General features: G+C 60.2%; 14 protein-coding genes. 13 read left to right on the top strand and 1 reads right to left on the bottom strand.

Annotated features, from left to right (window positions below):
* Nucleotides 1–16 precede the first annotated feature (16 nt).
* From ACQY8Q_RS02805 to ACQY8Q_RS02770, 8 genes are all read left to right on the top strand, one after another.
* Nucleotides 17–1,024: a FecCD family ABC transporter permease gene (locus ACQY8Q_RS02805; RefSeq protein WP_428424441.1), complete on the top strand. Its 1,008-nt coding sequence runs from the start codon at nucleotides 17–19 to the stop codon at nucleotides 1,022–1,024.
* A 311-nt stretch (nucleotides 1,025–1,335) separates the two neighbouring features.
* Nucleotides 1,336–3,867 (top strand): LuxR C-terminal-related transcriptional regulator, encoded by a 2,532-nt coding sequence (locus ACQY8Q_RS02800; RefSeq protein WP_428424439.1) that lies wholly within the window; start codon nucleotides 1,336–1,338, stop codon nucleotides 3,865–3,867.
* A 119-nt stretch (nucleotides 3,868–3,986) separates the two neighbouring features.
* Nucleotides 3,987–5,681 (top strand): hydantoinase B/oxoprolinase family protein, encoded by a 1,695-nt coding sequence (locus tag ACQY8Q_RS02795; RefSeq protein ID WP_428424437.1) that lies wholly within the window; start codon nucleotides 3,987–3,989, stop codon nucleotides 5,679–5,681.
* Nucleotides 5,678–7,741: a hydantoinase/oxoprolinase family protein gene (locus ACQY8Q_RS02790; RefSeq protein ID WP_428424435.1), complete on the top strand. Its 2,064-nt coding sequence runs from the start codon at nucleotides 5,678–5,680 to the stop codon at nucleotides 7,739–7,741. The genes ACQY8Q_RS02795 and ACQY8Q_RS02790 overlap by 4 nt, the downstream gene beginning before the upstream one ends.
* 1 nt (nucleotide 7,742) lies before the next feature.
* Nucleotides 7,743–8,828, top strand: coding sequence for an ABC transporter ATP-binding protein (locus ACQY8Q_RS02785; RefSeq protein WP_428424433.1), 1,086 nt, complete (start codon nucleotides 7,743–7,745; stop codon nucleotides 8,826–8,828).
* A gap of 51 nt (nucleotides 8,829–8,879) precedes the next feature.
* Complete coding sequence (locus ACQY8Q_RS02780) at nucleotides 8,880–10,058, top strand: ABC transporter substrate-binding protein (protein WP_428424431.1); 1,179 nt, start codon at nucleotides 8,880–8,882, stop codon at nucleotides 10,056–10,058.
* A 59-nt stretch (nucleotides 10,059–10,117) separates the two neighbouring features.
* Complete coding sequence (locus ACQY8Q_RS02775) at nucleotides 10,118–10,987, top strand: ABC transporter permease (protein ID WP_428424429.1); 870 nt, start codon at nucleotides 10,118–10,120, stop codon at nucleotides 10,985–10,987.
* Entirely contained in the window at nucleotides 10,984–11,775 is a 792-nt protein-coding gene (locus tag ACQY8Q_RS02770; RefSeq protein WP_428424427.1) for an ABC transporter permease, read from the top strand. The genes ACQY8Q_RS02775 and ACQY8Q_RS02770 overlap by 4 nt, the downstream gene beginning before the upstream one ends.
* Before the next feature lie 13 nt (nucleotides 11,776–11,788).
* Here the strand turns inward: ACQY8Q_RS02770 and ACQY8Q_RS02765 are convergent, their stop codons facing one another.
* Nucleotides 11,789–12,427: a TetR/AcrR family transcriptional regulator gene (locus ACQY8Q_RS02765; protein WP_428424425.1), complete on the bottom strand. Its 639-nt coding sequence runs from the start codon at nucleotides 12,425–12,427 to the stop codon at nucleotides 11,789–11,791.
* Nucleotides 12,428–12,710: 283 nt separating this feature from the next.
* Here ACQY8Q_RS02765 and ACQY8Q_RS02760 point away from each other — a divergent pair, with 283 nt between their 5' ends.
* The 5 genes from ACQY8Q_RS02760 (at nucleotide 12,711) to ACQY8Q_RS02740 (ending at nucleotide 18,501) form a co-directional block, all read left to right on the top strand.
* The gene (locus ACQY8Q_RS02760; protein ID WP_428424423.1) at nucleotides 12,711–13,271 is read left to right on the top strand and encodes a TRAP transporter small permease; all 561 of its coding nucleotides are present in this window, start codon (nucleotides 12,711–12,713) and stop codon (nucleotides 13,269–13,271) included.
* A 10-nt stretch (nucleotides 13,272–13,281) separates the two neighbouring features.
* Complete coding sequence (locus ACQY8Q_RS02755; RefSeq protein WP_428424421.1) at nucleotides 13,282–14,562, top strand: TRAP transporter large permease; 1,281 nt, start codon at nucleotides 13,282–13,284, stop codon at nucleotides 14,560–14,562.
* 67 nt (nucleotides 14,563–14,629) lie between these two features.
* Nucleotides 14,630–15,643, top strand: coding sequence for a TRAP transporter substrate-binding protein (locus ACQY8Q_RS02750; RefSeq protein ID WP_428424419.1), 1,014 nt, complete (start codon nucleotides 14,630–14,632; stop codon nucleotides 15,641–15,643).
* Between the two features lie 66 nt (nucleotides 15,644–15,709).
* Complete coding sequence (locus ACQY8Q_RS02745) at nucleotides 15,710–16,597, top strand: shikimate dehydrogenase (protein WP_428424417.1); 888 nt, start codon at nucleotides 15,710–15,712, stop codon at nucleotides 16,595–16,597.
* The gene (locus ACQY8Q_RS02740; protein ID WP_428424415.1) at nucleotides 16,594–18,501 is read left to right on the top strand and encodes a bifunctional sugar phosphate isomerase/epimerase/4-hydroxyphenylpyruvate dioxygenase family protein; all 1,908 of its coding nucleotides are present in this window, start codon (nucleotides 16,594–16,596) and stop codon (nucleotides 18,499–18,501) included. Before ACQY8Q_RS02745 ends, ACQY8Q_RS02740 begins: the two co-directional genes overlap by 4 nt.
* Nucleotides 18,502–18,695 lie beyond the last annotated feature (194 nt).

Genomic DNA, 18,695 nt, shown 5'->3' with positions numbered 1-18,695 from the left:
GTACAATGGACACCACATGACCAGCAGCCGATTTTTTCTGATGATAACCGCACCGGCGATCCTGATCGGTCTGAGCGTCACAGCGGGCGTCTCTCTGGGCGCTGCCCCCATTTCGTTCGCCACCGTCTGGTCCATCGTTGCCAACAAGCTGTCACCGGGCTTGATCGAGGTCACATGGTCGGCCGGCCGCGATAGCATCGTCTGGGATGTCCGCTTTCCACGTGTCATACTCGCCGCATTGGTGGGTGCAGGTCTTGCCGTGGTCGGCACCGTGTTGCAGGCCGTCACGCGCAATCCACTCGCCGACCCGCATCTTCTCGGGGTTTCGTCCGGCGGTGCGCTTGGCGCTATCGTGGCATTGCTACACACCGGCCTGATCTTCGGTATTGTCACCGTACCGCTGTTTGCGTTTGCCGGTTCGCTTCTGGCAACGATCGCCGTCGTCGCGGTCACCCGCTTTTCAGGCCAAGCCGCCGATCGGCTGGTGCTGTCAGGCATCGCCGTCGCCTTTGTGGCCACGGCGCTCGCCAATCTCCTGATCTTTCTCGGCGACCCGCGCGCCGCTCATACGGTGGTGTTCTGGATGCTGGGTGGCCTGGGGCTGGCGCAATGGCAGCACCTCGTCTATCCCGCCGCAGTTCTCGGCGTCTGCCTCGCCTGGCTCATCTTGCGGGCGCGGGAAGTCAATGCACTGGCCATGGGCGATGAGACGGCGGCAACGCTCGGCATCCCGGTCGCGCACTTTCGAGCACAACTCTTCGTGGTGACGGCCCTTCTCACAGGGGTGATGGTCGCCTTTTCCGGCGCCATCGGATTTATCGGTCTGATGGTGCCGCATTTCGTCCGGCTCGTCGCCGGCAGCGACAATATCCGTGTTATCCCACTGTCAGCGCTGACCGGTGCGGTGGTGCTCATTCTTGCCGATATCGCCGCCCGCGTTGTCATGGCCCCGGAAGACATCCCGATCGGCGTGATCACAGGGCTGGTCGGCGGCTTGGCCTTCATTGCAATTCTGCGGCGCTGAATAAATCCCGCGCAACTATGCCAGCGCAAAACCCGGCAGATTTGGCATGTAAATTGTGAAATACATCACATTTTCAGAATTTAGAGGACGCTTATTTCCATCGTTAACTTGCAATCTGGCTCCGGCCTCCGCAAACATATGGAATGGTCACTCATCAAAACCGATTTCAACCGCCGGTAAATGGCGGCCAGCATATCAGGCGCCGAAATCTGCTCCAGCAGTTGCAGCGTTTGGGGCCTCGGCGGCTGACGACCATCATAGCTCCGGCCGGCTACGGCAAGACGTCTTTCGCCGCGCAATGGTACGATCTATTGAAAAACCACGCGGGAAACGTGGTCTGGTTGCCGCTGGAGGTGGATGATTGCGACCAAAGCCACTTCCTCGTCGCTCTGCTGGAAGCGCTGCAAGATCTGCAACCGGGCGAGGGGCGGGGCCTTGATGCCAGCAACATGCCCGTCGCCACACTTTTATCCGTACTCGTCACCCGGTTGCGCCGGATCGAAACACCAGTGACGCTTTTCCTGGACGACTACCATTTTGCTCAAACGGATGCGACGGAATCGCTTCTGACAAAGCTCCTGGCTGCAAAAGACCTCACCCACGTCAAATTCGTCCTGATTTCCCGCAGTGCCCCGCGGTTTCCGATCTCCGCTCTTCGGCTGAATGGTGAACTCAAGCAGATCGGCGTCGCTGATCTCAGTTTTTCAGACATCGAAGCGCAGGAGTTTTTTGTTGGACGAGCCGAAAAACTCACGCGCGACCAGATCGGCGAGCTGAACAAACGCACCGAAGGCTGGGCAGTGGCGCTGCAGATGGTCCGTGTTCTCGTTGCCGAAGGCAGCAACAGCGCCTCCATCCTGGAATCGTTTGACGGCAGCAACACCGAGATGGCCCGCTATCTGTCCGAACAGGTATTCTCCAGCCTACCCGCTGACATCCAATATTTCCTCGTCGAGACCGCATCGCTTCCTGCGATCAGCCGCACGCTGGCCGCAGCTATATGCGCCAGCCCGGACGCAGCAACGCTCTTTAACCGGCTTGCGGACTATGCGCTGCCGATCGCTGTTTTGGATGCCCACGGAATGTGGATCCGGTGTCACCCCGTCTTCAACAGCTTCCTCAAGGAAGAGGCGGTACGGGTTGGCATAGAGACGCATGATATACTGCGAAAGGCCGCACGCTGGTTTCAAACCCGCGACGATTGCGAGGCTGCGGTTCGTCACGCTCTTTTGGCCGGTGACACAGCACTGGCAGCGGAAATCATCGAGACAGCCGGCGGATGGAGGCGGGTTTATGCGACGACCCGTGGCGGCACGCTGCTGTTTCAGACATTGATCCCCAGGGCTGCCGATATCAATCTTTCCGGCTATCCGCTGACTACCCTTGGCCTCTCCGTGATCAGCGCCAAGGCCGGCCAGCTCGACGCAGCCAACCACTATCTGGCGATCGCCGAGCGGGCGTGCACCGGCCAGACATTATCGCGTGACCTGCGTGTGGTGCGCGTGCTGATGTCGCTCTATACCGATCGGTGGGCCAGCACTGCCGATCTTTCCGCGCTGGAGGACGATCTGGCTTACGGCAGCGATATGGAGCTCATTCACCGTGCGCTGGCGCTCAATATGCTAGCCTACAATTTCCTCATCCGTACAGACCTCGATCGCGCCATGCACTATGGGCAGCTTGCCATGCGGGCCTTTCGCGATGGTGGCGCGGATTTCGGCGCCATGCATCTCTATACCCATATCGGCCAGGCGGCATTCTTCAGCGGCGATAGCGCAAGCGCTGAGGATGCCTACCGGAGCCTGATTGCGGAGGCCCAATCCAATATTGGCGAGGGCAGTGATCTTGATGCCGTAGGCCAGGTCCTGCTGAGCGAGGTTTTGTCGATGCGCGGCGAGCACGATGCCGCGACCACCGCGCTATCCTGGGCGCTGCCGCACCTGGAGCGCCACGACACCTGGTTCGATCTTCTGGCCGCAGGTTTCATGGCGCAGCAGCGCGTACTTCGCCTCAACGGCGATGTACTTGCAGCCCACGCCGCAATCGATAGCGCCAGATCCGCCGCCCGCCGCCGAGGCTTCGACCGGCTGACCCGCTTGATCGACGGTGAGCGCGTGACCCTTCTTGTCGCTATGGGCGATATCGAGGAAGCGGTGCGTTACGCCGAAGCCAGCGGCTTCGCACTGCAGACTGCCTATACCGACGCGACCAACAATCTCAGCTTGAACCTCCGTGGTTGCGTTCCAGCTCTCCTCTGGGCACGAATTTACGCTGCGCGTGGCGATATCGCGCGTTCACGCGACGTATTCGACCGCCTGAGAACGCAGCAGGCGTTAAAACCTCATGTGCCGCGCCGGATTGAGCTCGATCTTCTCGATATCCGGTTATTGCAGGCCGAAGATCGGCCGGACAAAGCCGCCGCGTGCCTGTCGAACCTGCTTTTGTCGCAACCGGTGGCGGACTATCGCGCCATCCTGCAGATCGAAGGCACCGATTTCACCCGTGAGCTACGCCGTCTGGCGACCGTGATGGAAATCCCGGCGGTGATCGTGCAACGCCTGGCCGATGTTCTTGAAGGGCCGGCAATGCCAACGCCTGCCGGCGTCACTTCAACGAGTACAGCGGCTGCCGATCTGTCCCGTGAACCCGGCGGATTGACGGAGCGCGAGCGCAGCGTCATGCGACTTTTGAGTGCAGGTCTCAGCAACAAGGAAATCGGCCGCCAGCTGGATCTCAGCGACAACACGGTCAAATTTCACCTGCGTAATATTTTTGCCAAACTCAACGTTACCACCCGCACCGCGGCGGTGACGGCTGGACGGAACTCCGGCTTACTGCCGTAAACAGGAACCTACCCAAACGGGTAGGATGCGAAAAACCCAACCACCCATCTGACCAGCTACCGGATCGCGGACAACGCTCCTAGTCTACCCTTAATGGGTGCATGGAGGGTTCGCAGACGATGACCACCGGCGGGAGACTTATCGACCCTGTGACCCAGGAGATCATCGAAGGCAAGCTGATGGCGACCGTCGATGAGATGGGTATCGTCATGGCCCGCACCAGCATGAGCCCGGTCATCTACGAAGTGCTCGATTTTGCCTGCGGTCTCCTGACTGCCGACGGTGAACTCGTCGCACAGATGAACGGTATCACTTTGTTTACCGGCACGTTCGGCGTGCAGGTCAAGGCACTCATCGAGAAGTTCAACGGCAATCTCGCCGATGGCGACATCCTGCTTTCCAACGATCCCTATGCCGGCGGCACGCATGCCTGCGACTTCGCCATCGTCAAGCCGCTGTTCGTCGGTGGTGAGATCCTCGCCTACGCCATCAATGTTGCCCACTATTTGGATGTCGGCGGATCGGTGCCGGGAAGCCTTGCTCCGGATGCGACGTCGGTGTTCCAAGAAGGATTGCGTCTGCCGGGCGTCAAGATTGTTCGCGCCGATGTGTTTTCCGATGAAATCCTGCACATCATCAGCGAGAATGTCCGCCTGCCCGATGTCGCTCTGGGTGATCTCAATGCGCAGGTGGCAACTGTCAGGGTTGCCGGACGCCGCATGGCCGAGCTTGCCACGCGGTACGGAACCTCGGTAGTTCATTCCGCATTCGCCAATCTTTTGAACGCCAGCGAGATCCGCAGCCGGGCAGCGATCGCTGCTCTTCCTGATGGCCGCTACGAGGCAACCGATATTATCGATGGCGACGGCGTCTGCCAGGAGCCGATTCACGTCAAGGTCGCGGTGACCATTGCCGGCGATGGCATCACGATCGATTTCACCGGCTGCCCGCCAGCTGTTGCCGGCCCGATCAACTGTGCCCGGGGCGCGTTGCAGTCGGCAGTCAGAACGATCGTCAAGGCGATGGTCGGTCCCCAGGCCCCGTCCAACGAAGGCTGGTTCCGGCCGCTGACGGTCATCGCGCCGTCCGGAACCATCTTCACCGCCGAAAAGCCGTCCCCGACCGGCTGGTATTACGAGGGGTCAGTGCACGCCTCGGAACTGGTCTGGAAGGCCTTGGCTCCCCTGATGCCTTCGCGGTTTTCCGCCGGGTCCTATTCCAGCCTCTGCGTCGTCTACATTTCCGGCAAGGATCGCAGCGGAGAGCCCTTCATCCACATCGAGCCGCAGCATGGCGGCTGGGGCGCAAGCGAACACCGGGATGGCGCCGGCGCGCTGATCGCGCTCACGGATGGCGATACCTACAATTACTCCGTCGAGGTGATCGAAGCGCGGTTTCCCCTGCGGGTCAAGCGCTACGGCTTCAATATCGAGGGCGGCACGGGGGCGGGGCGCCGGCGCGGCGGTTTCGGTATCGTCCGCGAATACGAGATCCTCAGCACGGACGCCTCGGCGTATGGCAGCTTCGGGCGGACCACGACGCAACCCTGGGGCATGGATGGCGGCGGGCAGGGAACTGTCAATGCCTTGCAGATTGCCCCTGTACAGGGCGGCGCTGTCCGGACCTATGGCCGTGTTGCGCATATCGATCTCAACAAGGGCGACGTTTTGCGCGTCATCACCGGCGGCGGCGGCGGGTGGGGCGATGCCAGCAAGCGCGAGCCACTGCTTGTCGAGCAGGACGTGCGCAACGGCTTTCTGACCGAGGCCCAAGCCTCGCATCTTTATGGATACAACACGGAGGTTTCAGGATGATCAGACTGGCAACCGATGTCGGCGGGACTTTTACCGATCTCGTCGGATACGACGAACGCAGCGGCGAGCTATTTACGGCAAAGAGCCTGACAACCGTCAAGAATCAATCCAGGGGCGTCCTCAACGCCATCGCTTCGGCAGAAGAGACGTGCGGGCTTCGAACGCGGGACGTCACATTCTTCGCCCATGGCGGAACCACCGTCATCAATGCCATCACCGAACGCAAGGGCGTGCGCACCGCACTGGTCACCACCGCAGGTTTTCGCGACGTACTGGAAATCGGCAGGGGTAACCGCCCCGATCTCTACAATCTGCAGTTCCACAGTCCGGAGCCTTTCGTTCCGAGGGAATTACGCTTTGAGGTACGAGAACGGCTCGATGCTTCAGGTCACATTGTCGTGCCGCTTGAACTCGATGACCTGCGGCCGATCATTGCCCGCTGCAAGGAGGAAAAGATCGAGGCAATCGCCATTCTCTTCCTGCACAGCTATGCCAATCCCGAGCATGAAATCCTGTGTGCCGGCATTCTCGCCGACGCGCTTCCCGAGGTTACCGTCTGTGCCAGCCATGCCGTATCGCGGCAATGGCGGGAGTATGAGCGCACCAACACGGCTGTGCTGAACGCCTATGTCCAGCCGATCATCCAGTACTATTTCGAGCGGCTGGAAGAGGCTCTGATGAAGCGCGGCCTGACCTGCCCCTATTACGCCATGCAGTCCAACGGCGGAATCTCGACATTCGACCAGGCGGTGGACAGCCCACTGACCCTTGTTGAATCCGGCCCTGCAGGCGGCGTTGCTGGCGCGGCCCGGATCGGAGAGGCTCTTGGTGAAAGCGAGGTCCTGTCGCTCGATGTCGGTGGCACCACAGCCAAATGCTCGCTGATCCACGACGGGCGCCCGACTCTCAATGTCGACTACAAGCTCGAACACACCCGCATCCGCCCCGGCCACCCCGTGCAGGTGCCGGTCGTGGATATCGTCGAGATCGGCTCCGGCGGCGGTTCCATTGCCCGTATCGACGACCGGGGCGCCTTGCGCGTCGGCCCCGAGAGTGCGGGCTCCACTCCTGGACCAGCCTGCTACGGGCATGGCGGCAAGAAGCCTACGCTGTCCGACGCGATTCTCATTGTCGGCATCTTTGATCCGGCAACGTTTGCCGGTGGCAGCATGCATCTGGACAGGCAAAAGGCTGCCGATGCCATCGCCACCGTCGCCACGCCACTCGGCATGAGCATCGAGGATGCGGCCATCGCCATTATCGACATCGCGCATGCCAGCATGATCAATGCCCTGAAGCTGGTAACGGTCCAGCGCGGCCACGACCCGCGCGATGCGGTTTTTGTCGTCAGCGGCGGTGCCGGGCCGGCGCTGGCCACCCGCCTTGGCCGCGACCTGAGTGTCAAGGCGACCGTCATTCCGCCGCATCCGGGTATTTTTTCCGCCTGGGGCATGTTGGCGGCAGAGCCCCGCGCCGATTTTCGCAGCACTTGGTTTTCCGCCCTGACAGCGGAAGCTTTGGGCGAATTATCAGGCCGGTTCGATGACCTCGAAACCGAAGCCGTCGCCTATTTTGCCAAGGGCCACGATGCGGACATCCGCTTCACATACCAGGTTGAGGCCCGGTATCGTGGTCAGGAACATGGCGTCTTTGCCCAGTTCGATCGCCATGACGATGCCGAAAGTTTTGCCGAGCGCTTTCACGCAGCACATGAGCGGGCCTATTCCTTCCGCCTGGCCAATGCCGGCATCGAGATAACCACGCTCCATCTCGAAGCCGTCCTGAACGGCCCCGTGATCACCTTGCCGTCGCTGCCTGCAACCGGTAATAGTATAAAATCGGCACTGACGGCCTATCGCGACGTCTATTTCGGGAAAACCCTCGGGTGGGTTTCATGCCCTGTCTATCAGCGAGGCCTGCTGGGAGCGAGGCAAGTGATCGAGGGTCCGATAATCGTGGAGGAGGCAACGGCGACGACACTTGTTCTGGAAAACCAGGTGCTTGAGGTGACGGATACGGGTATCCTGATCATCCGCGAGAGCAATGGTGAGGCGAGGTAAGATGGCGATATCGATCCAGATTGATCGTGTCAGCCGGGAATATGGACCGGTCAAAGCGCTCGATGACGTAACCCTCGACATCAAGGCCGGTGAATTCTTCACCCTGCTCGGATCGTCCGGCTGCGGGAAAAGCTCGCTTTTGAAGCTCATCGGCGGCTTTGACAGGCAGACATCGGGACGCGTCGCCTTCGACGGCAAGGATGTCGGCAATCTCCCGGCCAACAAACGGCCGGTCAATACGGTATTCCAGAGCCTCGCCCTGTTCCCCCATATGAGCGTGGCTCAGAATGTCGGATATGGTTTGCGCTTGAAAGGCCTCTCAGGCGCCGCACTGGATGCCAGGATCAAGGATGCCCTGGATCTGGTCGAACTCTCGGGCTTTGGTCCGCGCAACGTCAATCTCCTCTCCGGCGGTCAGCGCCAGCGCGTCGCCCTTGCCCGGGCGCTGGTAATGGAGCCGGGCATTCTCCTACTCGATGAGCCCTTGACCGGCCTCGACGAACGGCTGCGGCAGCAGATGCGCGATGAATTCGGGCGGCTGCACAAGCGCACAGGCGCAACCTTCATTCTCGTCACCCACAATCAGGACGAGGCGCTGAGCCTGTCGGATCGCATGGCGGTGATGCACAAGGGGCGGATCGAACAAGTGGATGCGCCCGCCCGTTTCTTCGAGGCGCCTGCCAACGCGTTCGTTGCCCGTTTCGTCGGGATCGACACATTGCTGCGGCCGGAAAGAGTGGTCTCGAACGCCGGCCAAACGGAAGCAACCGTTGGTGGCCAAACGTTGGCGGTCCGCGCAAAAGGCGCCGTCGATACTGCTGCCAGCGTCATTGCCATCCGGCCCGACCGGTTGTTTCTTGCACCGCAAGGAGTACCCCACGCGCTGACCTTGACGGTCGTCGAAACGACATTCCGCGGCCTGCATCGCGATCTGAAACTTGCTTTTTCTGACGGCCAGACGATTGTGATTGCCATTGAAGCCGATACCGACATCGAACAGCTTTCACCCGGACAGCAAGTCGCTGTCGGGCTCAAGCCCGACGCAGCGGTGCTGATTTCCAGTGCAGGATTACCGCCGGCAGGATGAAAACCAGAGCCTCATAGTCAACGCATGCCAAAACCAAAAAGGGGAATGATCATGACCAAGCAGAGCAGACCATTTTCACCTCGGGCGCACAGCAATGTGCAGCGGCGTGACTTCCTCAAGCTGATGGGGGCGGGCGGCATTGCCCTGTCGGCCGGCGGCTTGGGCTTTGCCTCGCGCCTTGCCGCACAGGATGCGGCAACGGTCGCCTTCTGGGCGACAGCGACATTGGATATCGGCGAGAAATGGCCGGAGTTTGCCAAGCAGAGCGGCGTCACGCCGGAATTCACCGATAATGGCAATGATCTCGGTCCGGTCATCGCTCGTCTCGCCGCCGGCAATGCCAACGATCTCTTCGATATCGGCGGCTTCCAGGGCGGCGCAGAAAAGGAATTGGCACGCCAGGGGGTGATCATCCCCTGGGATACCGCCAAGATCCCCAATTACGAAAGCCTGTGGCAATGGGCAAAGGACATTCCCTATCTGAAACATGAGGGCAAGCAGTACGGCATTCCGGCCGTGGTCAATGCCGACTCGATCATCTACCGGCCCGACAAGCTCGGCAAGATCGATAGCTATGGCGCGATCTTCGATCCGAAGCTGAAGGGTCGCGTGGCGATGGAAGATGCCTGGATCAACAGCGCGATCTTTACCGCGATGTATCTCAAGGAAAGCGAAAACCAGCCGATCGCCGACCCTGGCAATCTGTCTGAGTCCGAACTCGGCCTGGTCATGGAATTCCTGATCAAGCACAAGTCCGATGGCCAGTTCCGCACGTTCTGGAATGGCTGGGAGCAGGGCGTCCAGCTCGTTGCCGATCAGGAAGTCGATGCCATGACCGGCTGGGAGCCGATCGTCTACGAAGGCCGCAAGCGCGGGCTGCAGGTCGAATATGCCGCCCCCGTGGAGGGTTACGAGGGTTGGGGCAACAACATGGTTCTGCTGAAAGGCGCCGGCGATCGCGGCGTTGCGGATACGGCCCATAAATTCGTCGATGGCCTGCTCGGCGGTTTCTACGGATGCGAACTCGGCCAAGCGCGCGGCTATCTCGTGCCGACGGATAACAACGTTGCCTACGCCAAGGCCCATCCGGAGGAATACAAGCCGGAGGAGGTCGAGAAGCTGGCCGAGCACGTCAAGGCAAAGTTTGCCGGGAAGATCTACTGGCAGAATGCCCGGCCGGACAATTTCCAGCTCTACGAAGAATGGTGGCAGAAGCTGCGCAACGCCTGAAGTTGATGACGGGTAGCGGCAAACGCCTTGCCGCTACCGCCTACTCTTTAAGGACAACCATGACCGGACCGCGCCTGCCAATTTCATCGGTTCTGATGACGCCGCCATTGCTGGCGATCCTGGCGTTTGGACTGGCGCCGCTGACCATCGTTGTCGTCTGGAGTTTCTGGAGCTGGGATCCCTCGACCTACTGGATCAAACCGGATCTGAGCCTGGCGGGATATGCGGGCATTCTGGAGGCGGGGCGCTGGACGGTGATCGTCTCGACGCTGGTCAAGGCCTTCGCCACAGCGCTGCTCTGCCTGCTCATCGCCTATCCGACGGCCTATGCCGTGCATTTCCTCGCCGGACGCAGGCTCAGCATCATCCTGCTGGCCTTGATCACCATTCCCTTCTTCACATCCTACCTGATCCGGTCCTTCTCCTGGCGGCTGGTGCTTGGACGAACCGGGGTGCTCAATACCTGGCTGCAGGATATCGGCATCATCAATGCGCCGCTCGACTGGCTTCTGTTCAGCAATTTTGCTGTCGTCGTCGGGCTGGTCGCGTCCTATCTGCCGTTTGCAACGTTCCCCTTGCTCCTGTCGATGCGCCGTGTCGATCCGACCTTTCTTGCCGCAGCCCAGGATTTGGGTGCCGGATTCTGGAAAAGTCTGACCAGCATCCTGCTGCCGCTGACCATGTCCGGCATTTTCGCGGGCTTCCTGTTCGTCTTCGTCATGGTGGTGGGCTCTTCCACCGAGGTGCAGATGCTCGGCGGCGCCGGGGCATCGATCGTCTCGGTGATGATCAACGACGTCATGCGCGTCGCCAACTACCCGCTGGCCTTCGCGATTTCCACCATCGTCCTGATCGTGATCTTCGGTCTTGTCCTGATCGGCAACCGCATTTTCGGGCTTGCCTCGCTGTTTGAGGATCAGTCGCCATGATGATCCGTGAAGGCCTATCCAACCGTATCCTGCTCTGGGCAATCACCATTGCCGGACTGATCGTCATCTATGCGCCACCGCTCTATCTGCTCGCCGTGTCCTTCAATCCGGCCTTGCAGCCTGGGTTGCCCCGCCTGTCCGATCTCAGCCTGACATGGTACGCCGCGCTGCCAAATGACCGGGCGCTTGTCGGAGCTTTGCAACAGTCGCTGATGATTGCGACGATAACGGCGGTACTGGCGACCGGCATGTCGCTGCTGGCAGCCCTTGCCTATTTCGAGTTGCGCGCGCAGCGGACGGCGTGGTTCCTGACGGTGATCCTGCCAATGTTTGTGCCGGGGGTGATCCAAGGGTTGGCGCTATCGGCGGTTTTCACGCGCAGCGGTATCAAGGCTTCGAGCCTGACGGTCATCGCCGGCCACCTTCTCTGGGCCATGCCCTTCGCCTTCATCGTTATTCTCACCAGTTTCGCCGCCGTGCGCCGGTCCTACCTGACCGCTGCGGCCGATCTCGGCGCGACATGGTGGCGTCAGTTCGTCGATATTACATTGCCGCTGATCCGCCCGGGATTGATCAGCGCCTTCATCTTTTCCTTCCTTCTGTCGCTCAACGAATTCACCCGCGCCTTCTATCTCGCCGGACGCCAGAATACCCTGCCGGTGGTCCTGTTCGGTAAAATGAACTCGGGGGCATCACCGGTGATCTACGCCATGTCGGGTGCCATTTTCCTGGTTTCCGTGGCCTGTGTCGCCTTGGCGTCCATCCATTTCATGCTTCGCCGAAACTGAGCCAAGCGCCCCGTTACGCCTTCAGGTAACCGATAACGGCATCGGCAATCATCGTACGGTGGCGTTCGATCGTGCCGGGCTCGGAGAGGTCGCGGCGAAAAATCGAGCCGAAGGTGTAGCGGTTGGAAACGCGAAAAAAGCAGAACGCGCTGATCATCATGTGAATATCGATCGGATCGGCCTGGCGTGTGAAAACACGCTGTTTGACGCCACGCTCGAGAATGCCGGCGATGGTCTCGATGACGGAGACATTCAGGTCGCGGATTGCCTCAGAGCGCAGCATATGGGCGGCATGGTGGATGTTTTCGATGCTGACCAGCCGGACGAAATCCGGATGCGCCTCGTCATGGTCGAAGGTGGTCGAGATCAGTACCCGCAGCGCCTCTTCCGGCTCCAGATTGGAGAGTTGAAGGTCTGCCTCCAGCGTGCGGATCTTGCGATAGGAACGCTCCAGCACCGCCAGATAGAGGCCTTCCTTGTTGCCGAAATAATAATAGATCATGCGCTTGGACGTGCGGGTCCGCTCGGCAATGGCATCGACGCGACCGCCGGCAAGACCATGCGTAGAAAACTCTTCCGTCGCCACCTCGAGGATGTTCTCCTGCGTGCGTTGCGGATCGTTTTTCCTGCCGTTTTCAGCCTTTATTGCCATGCTCCGCCGCTCCCTCCCGGCGCCTCACCCGTCACGTCCGTGTGTCTCCCGCACACGAATCTGCATCCGGTTACCCGATGCCCATCAAGTCATAGTCAGCTTGTAGCATGCTTTCAATAGATGCCTCTTGACATACGTACCAGTTCGTACATTTTGTACAAACGTCGAATGTTCCTGAGGAGGAGGCATCGGCGCGGATCTCTGGTCACGGTATTGTGCGGCCGCTGCGGATGCAGCACAGGACGCGCAATCGCAACGACGGAATCCATTTGGGGGGACAGGCATGACACGCATCATCGATTTTTATTTTCTGGGCCTGAAGGCGATTATCGCCCTTCTGCTTGCCGCCATGGTCGTTCTGGTGTTCGGCAATGTCGTGCTGCGCTATGCGTTCAACCAGGGCATCACCTCGTCTGAAGAGCTGTCCCGGATTTTCTTCATCTGGCTGACATTCCTGGGGGCGGTCGTTGCCATGCGCGAACACGGCCATCTCGGGGTCGATTCGCTGTTGAAGCGCCTGCCGCCCACCGGCGCCAGGCTGGCGGTTCTGGCAGGGCAGGGGCTGATGCTTTTGGCAACCGCGCTGATGATCAGCGGCAGCTGGACACAGACGATCATCAACCTGCCGGCGACGATGCCGGCAACCGGCCTGTCCATGGGGTTCTTCTATGGCGCTGGCCTTGCCTTCGGAATTCCCACCTTTCTCATCATCCTCTGGGATGCCTTTTGCGTCGCGACCGGCCGCATCGACGTGACCACCGCCGAACTTGTCCGTGACAGCGAGGAGCAGGTGGCGCTCGACGATCACCCCGCGCCGACAGCCGTCACCGGCGCGAAGATCTGAGGAGAGAACCATGACCCTGACGATTTTCCTCGGTGCACTTCTCGGACCCATGGCGCTTGGCGTGCCGATCGCTTTTGCCCTGATCCTCAGCGGCGTGGCGCTGATGATGTACATGGGCATTTTCGATGCCCAGATCGTAGCGCAGAACGTGATGAACGGTGCCGACAGCTTTCCGCTGATGGCCGTCCCTTTCTTTCTTCTGGCCGGCGAGGTGATGAACACCGGCGGCCTGTCGCGCCGGATCGTCAATCTGGCCATGGCGCTGGTTGGCCATGTCCGCGGCGGGCTCGGTTTCGTCGCCATCTTTGCCGCTTGTGTCCTCTCCAGCCTTTCCGGTTCGGCAGTGGCGGATGCGGCAGCGCTTGGTGCGCTGCTCTACCCGATGATGCTGAAATCCGGCCACGACCCGGCCCGCACCGGCGGCCTTCTGGCATCCGCCTCGGTCATTGGCCCGATCATCCCGCCATCGATCGGTTTCATCCTCTATGGCGTCATCGGCGGTGTCTCTATCACCAAGCTGTTCCTGGCCGGCATCGTGCCGGGCCTTTTGATTGCGCTGGCGCTCTGCGTCACCTGGCTTCTGGTCGCCCGCAAAGAACAGTTTGCGCTACCGCCCCGGCAAAGCGGTGCGGTACGCCTGAAAGCGTTCGTCGATGCCATCTGGGCACTGATGCTGCCGGTGATCATCGTTTTCGGCCTGAAATTTGGTGTCTTTACCCCGACGGAAGCGGGCGTTGTTGCCGCCGTCTATTCGCTGTTCGTCGCCATGGTCATCTACCGCGAACTGCCGCCGTCCCGGGTGTTTCATGTCTTCGTGGCCGCAGCAAAGATCACATCTGTGGTGATGTTCCTGGTTGCCTGTGCTGCCGTTTCCGCGTGGCTGATCACGGTCGCGGATGTACCCGGCGATCTCGTCGCGCTGCTCGAACCGCTGATGGACAACCAGACGCTGCTTCTGATCGCCATCATGGTGCTGATCGTGCTGGTCGGCACCGCCATGGACATGACCCCGACCATCCTGATCATGACGCCCGTGCTGATGCCGGTCATCAAGCAGGCAGGTATCGATCCGGTCTATTTCGGCGTCCTGTTCATCATCAACAATTCCATCGGCCTGATCACTCCGCCTGTCGGCACGGTGCTCAATGTCATCTGCGGCGTTTCCAAGCTGTCGATGGAGGATCTGATGAAGGGCGTCATGCCGTTCCTGATCGCCGAACTGATCGTGCTTTTCCTCCTCGTTCTCTTCCCGCAACTGGTGATGGCACCGGTTGCCTGGTTCGGACATTGAGGCGGAAGGCATTTTTGAAAGCCATTCAACCGGCCGGGAAACACCGGCCAAAATCTGGGAGGAAACCATGTTGAACAGGATGATGAAAATAGCCTTGGGGCTCGCTCTGCCCGCAATGCTTCTGGCGGGAACGGCTTCGGCTGAAATCCGCGAAACCACAGTGAAATTTGCCAGTGCCAACAATAAAGGCCATCCGCAGGTTACCGGCATGGAAAAATTCGCGGAGATCGTCAAGGAAAAGAGCGGCGGCAAGATCGACGTCAAACTGTTCCCGGGCGGCGTGCTCGGCGGTGACGTGCAGACCGTTTCGTCACTGCAGGGCGGCGTCGTCGAGATGCTGGTGCTCAATGCCGGCATTCTGGCCAGCAACGTCAAGGCGTTCGGCGCTGTCGACCTGCCGTTCCTGTTCAACAGCGGCGAGGAAGCCGACAAGGTCATGGACGGCCCGTTCGGCAAGAGCCTGTCCGACAAGCTGCCCGACACCGGCCTTGTTGGCCTTGCCTATTGGGAACTGGGCTTCCGCAATCTCACCAACAACCGCCATCCGGTCACCAAACTCGAAGACATCAAGGGCCTGAAGATCCGCACGCTGCAATCGCCGATCCCGATCGAGCTGTTCAACGGCCTTGGCGCCAATGCTGTGCCGCTGCCTTATACCGAGCTCTACACGGCGCTTGAAACCGGCACTGTGGACGGCCAGGAAAATCCGGCTGCCAACATTCTCAACGCCAAGTTCTTCGAAGTGCAGAAGTACATGACGGAGACCCGTCACCAGTACAATCCGCAGATTGTGCTGATCAGCAAGGCCTTCTGGGACAAGCTGAACGACGAGGAAAAGGCTGTCATCCAGTCGGCGGCAACCGAGGCCCGCGACTACCAGCGCAAGGTTTCGCGCGAGGTGGATGCCAAGGCGATGACAGAGATCAAGGCGACCGGCATGGAAGTCGCTGAACTCAGCCCGGAAGAAACGCAGAAGCTGCGCGACGCCGTCAAGCCACTGGTCGACAAGTTCAGCGGCGAAATCGGCCCTGACACCGTCTCGCTGCTCTTCAAGGAACTCGCGGCGGCCCGCGGGCAATAATGCCTTCGCCGGCCCGCCTGGAGGTGGGCCGGCTCGTCTCTCCCGACAATCACGGAACCTGCTGCAATGGTCGAAACACGTCTGAAACCGCTGAAAGCCGGCTTGATCGGCGCGGGCATCCAGGCTTCGCTGACGCCGGCGATGCATATGCGGGAAGGCTCCGCCCAGGGATTTGCCTACGATTACGAAATGATCGATCTCAACCAGCGTGGCCTGTCACCGGACAGCTTGCCGGACCTTTTGAACCAGGCTGAACGACACGGTTTGAGCGGTCTCAACATCACCCATCCCTGCAAGCAACTGGTGATCCCTTATCTCGATGAACTTTCCGACGAGGCACGCGCACTGGGCGCAGTGAACACCGTCGTCCTGAAGAATGGCCGGAGATACGGCCATAACACTGACTGGTGGGGTTTCGCCGAAAGCTTTCGGCGCGGCTTGCCCGATGCCGATCTTGAGGCTGCGGTCCAGATCGGCGCCGGCGGTGCCGGCGTCGCCACCGCCTATGCCATCCTGTCGCTTGGCCTGAAGAACCTGACGGTGTTCGATCTGGATCCGAAAAGGGCAACCCATCTGGCGCAAGCCCTATCCGCGCTGTTTCCGGAAGCGGCGATTACGGCATCCGGTGACCTCGCGGCGGCGATGGAACCGGCATCCGGCCTGATCCATGCGACCCCGACCGGTATGGCGAAATATCCGGGCATACCGCTTGCGCCGGAACTGCTTTCGCCCCGCCACTGGGTGGCCGAGATCGTCTATTTTCCGCTGGAAACCGAGCTTCTGAAGACGGCAAAGCTTCGGGGATGCCGGGTGTTGAACGGCGGCGGCATGGCCGTCTTCCAGGCCGTCGGCGCCTTCAGCCTCTTCACCGGGTGCGCGCCGGATGCCCACCGGATGATGCGGCATTTCGACAATCTGACATCCGGCAGCCGTCCAAGCGAGGATATGCAATGAAAACCTCCATCGCGACCGTATCGATCAGCGGCGAACTTCCCGAAAAGCTCGCAGCAATTGCCAAAGCAGGGTTTGACGGCGTCGAGATTTTCGAGAACGATTTTCTGGCTTTCGATGGCAGCCCGGCAGATGTCGGCCGGATGGTTCGCGACCATGGTCTGGAAATCACGCTGTTCCAGCCTTTCCGCGATTTCGAGGGCATGCCGGAGCCGCATCGCGCCCGCACCTTCGATCGTGCCGAGCGCAAGTTCGATATCATGCAGCAACTCGGCACCGATCTCGTTCTAGTCTGCTCGAATGTGTCGCCGGTGTCTCTTGGTGGCATCGACCGGGCCGCAGCGGATTTCCATGAACTCGGCGAACGGGCCGCCAAGCGCGGTCTGAGAGTTGGTTACGAGGCGCTTGCCTGGGGAAAGCACATTTTCGACCACCGGGACGCCTGGGAAATCGTCCGGCGCGCCGATCATGCCAATATCGGCCTGATCCTTGACAGCTTCCACACCTTGGCGCGCAAGATCGATATCAATTCGATCCGCTCGATCCCCAAGGACAAGATCTTCATCGTCCAGCTGGCAGACGCGCCGTTGATCGATATGGACCTGCTCTACTGGAGCCGTCATTTCCGCAACATGCCGGGCGAGGGCGACCTGCCGGTCACCGCCTTTACAACCGCGATCGCTGAGACCGGCTATGACGGTTACTTCTCGCTGGAAATCTTCAACGACCAGTTTCGCGGCGGCTCTGCCAAGGCAATCGCCGCCGACGGACATCGCTCGCTGATCACGTTGGGCGACCGGGTGCGGCGCAATCCGAATGCTTCGGGGCTCACTGTCGCCGAGATGCCGGAGCGCGCGCCGGTGAAGGCCATCGGCTTCGTGGAGTTCTCCCTTGATGAAAGCGAGGCGACGGACTTGATCGCGCTTCTTCGCACACTTGGCTTCCGCAACACCGCCCGTCACAAAACCAAGCAGGTCAGCGTCTACAGCCAGGGTAAAATCCGGTTGCTGGTCAATACGGAGCGTGCAGGGTTTGCCAATGCGTCCTATGCAGTCCACGGGCCGTCGGCCTATGCCGTGACGCTTATCGTGGACGATGCGGAGGAGGCGATGGCCCGGGCGGTGGCGCTGGGGGCAGAACCGTTCAGCCAAGCGGTCGGCACTGGCGAACTGGAAATCCCGGCTATTCGCGGCGTCGGCGGTGGGTTGATCTACCTGCTCGACGGGAAAGCCGATCTCGGCCGTATCTGGGATATCGATTTCGTCCCTGTCACGGACGAGAACGAAAGCCAGCCGGCGCATCTGTGCACCATTGATCATATCGCTCAGACGGTCGCCTATGAGAAGATGCTGACCTGGCTTTTGTTTTACACCGCGATCTTCGATACGCAGAAGACGCCGATGGTGGATATCATCGATCCGGCCGGCGTCGTGCGCAGCCAGGTAATCGAGAATACCGCAGGCACCCTGCGCATCACCCTCAACGGGGCGGAAAACCGCCGCACACTCGCTGGTCATTTCATCGCCGAAACCTTTGGATCAGGCATCCAGCATCTGGCTTTCAACACCAGCGATATCTTCGCAACGGCTGCAGCATTGAAACAAAACGGCTTCCGGCCACTGCATATCTCGCCCAACTACTACGACGATGTCGAAGCCCGCTTCGGCCTTGATCCGCAGTTGAGCGAGCGGCTGAAGACGGAAAACATCCTCTACGACCGTGACGAGCACGGCGAATTCTTCCAGCTCTACAGCGGCACCTATGGCGAGGGCTTCTTTTTCGAGATTGTCGAGCGGCGCGGCTATCGCGGCTATGGCGCTGCCAACGCCATCTTCCGCATCGCCGCTCTCAAGAAACAGATTCGGCCGGATGGCATGCCGGTCATCGCTCAGAAACGGCCCAGATAGTGCGCTTAAAAGACCGATCAGACCTCGCGTTCTAAGTTGTGGTGACGTGTTGTCCGACCGGCTCTGCGGAAGCGTCTGAATCCGCGCGCGATACCGCGCTTAAACCATTTCAAATCAATCACCTAAATCCACTTCAACTAAACGCGAACGGATTTTTAATCGCTATGCCGTAAACCCAAGCGAGCAACAGGGAG

The sequence above is a fragment of the Pararhizobium sp. genome (assembly GCF_965279435.1).
GTDB lineage: Bacteria > Pseudomonadota > Alphaproteobacteria > Rhizobiales > Rhizobiaceae > Pararhizobium.
The sequence above is the reverse complement of the archived record's forward strand: the minus strand, read 5'-3'. Positions and strand labels throughout refer to the sequence as shown.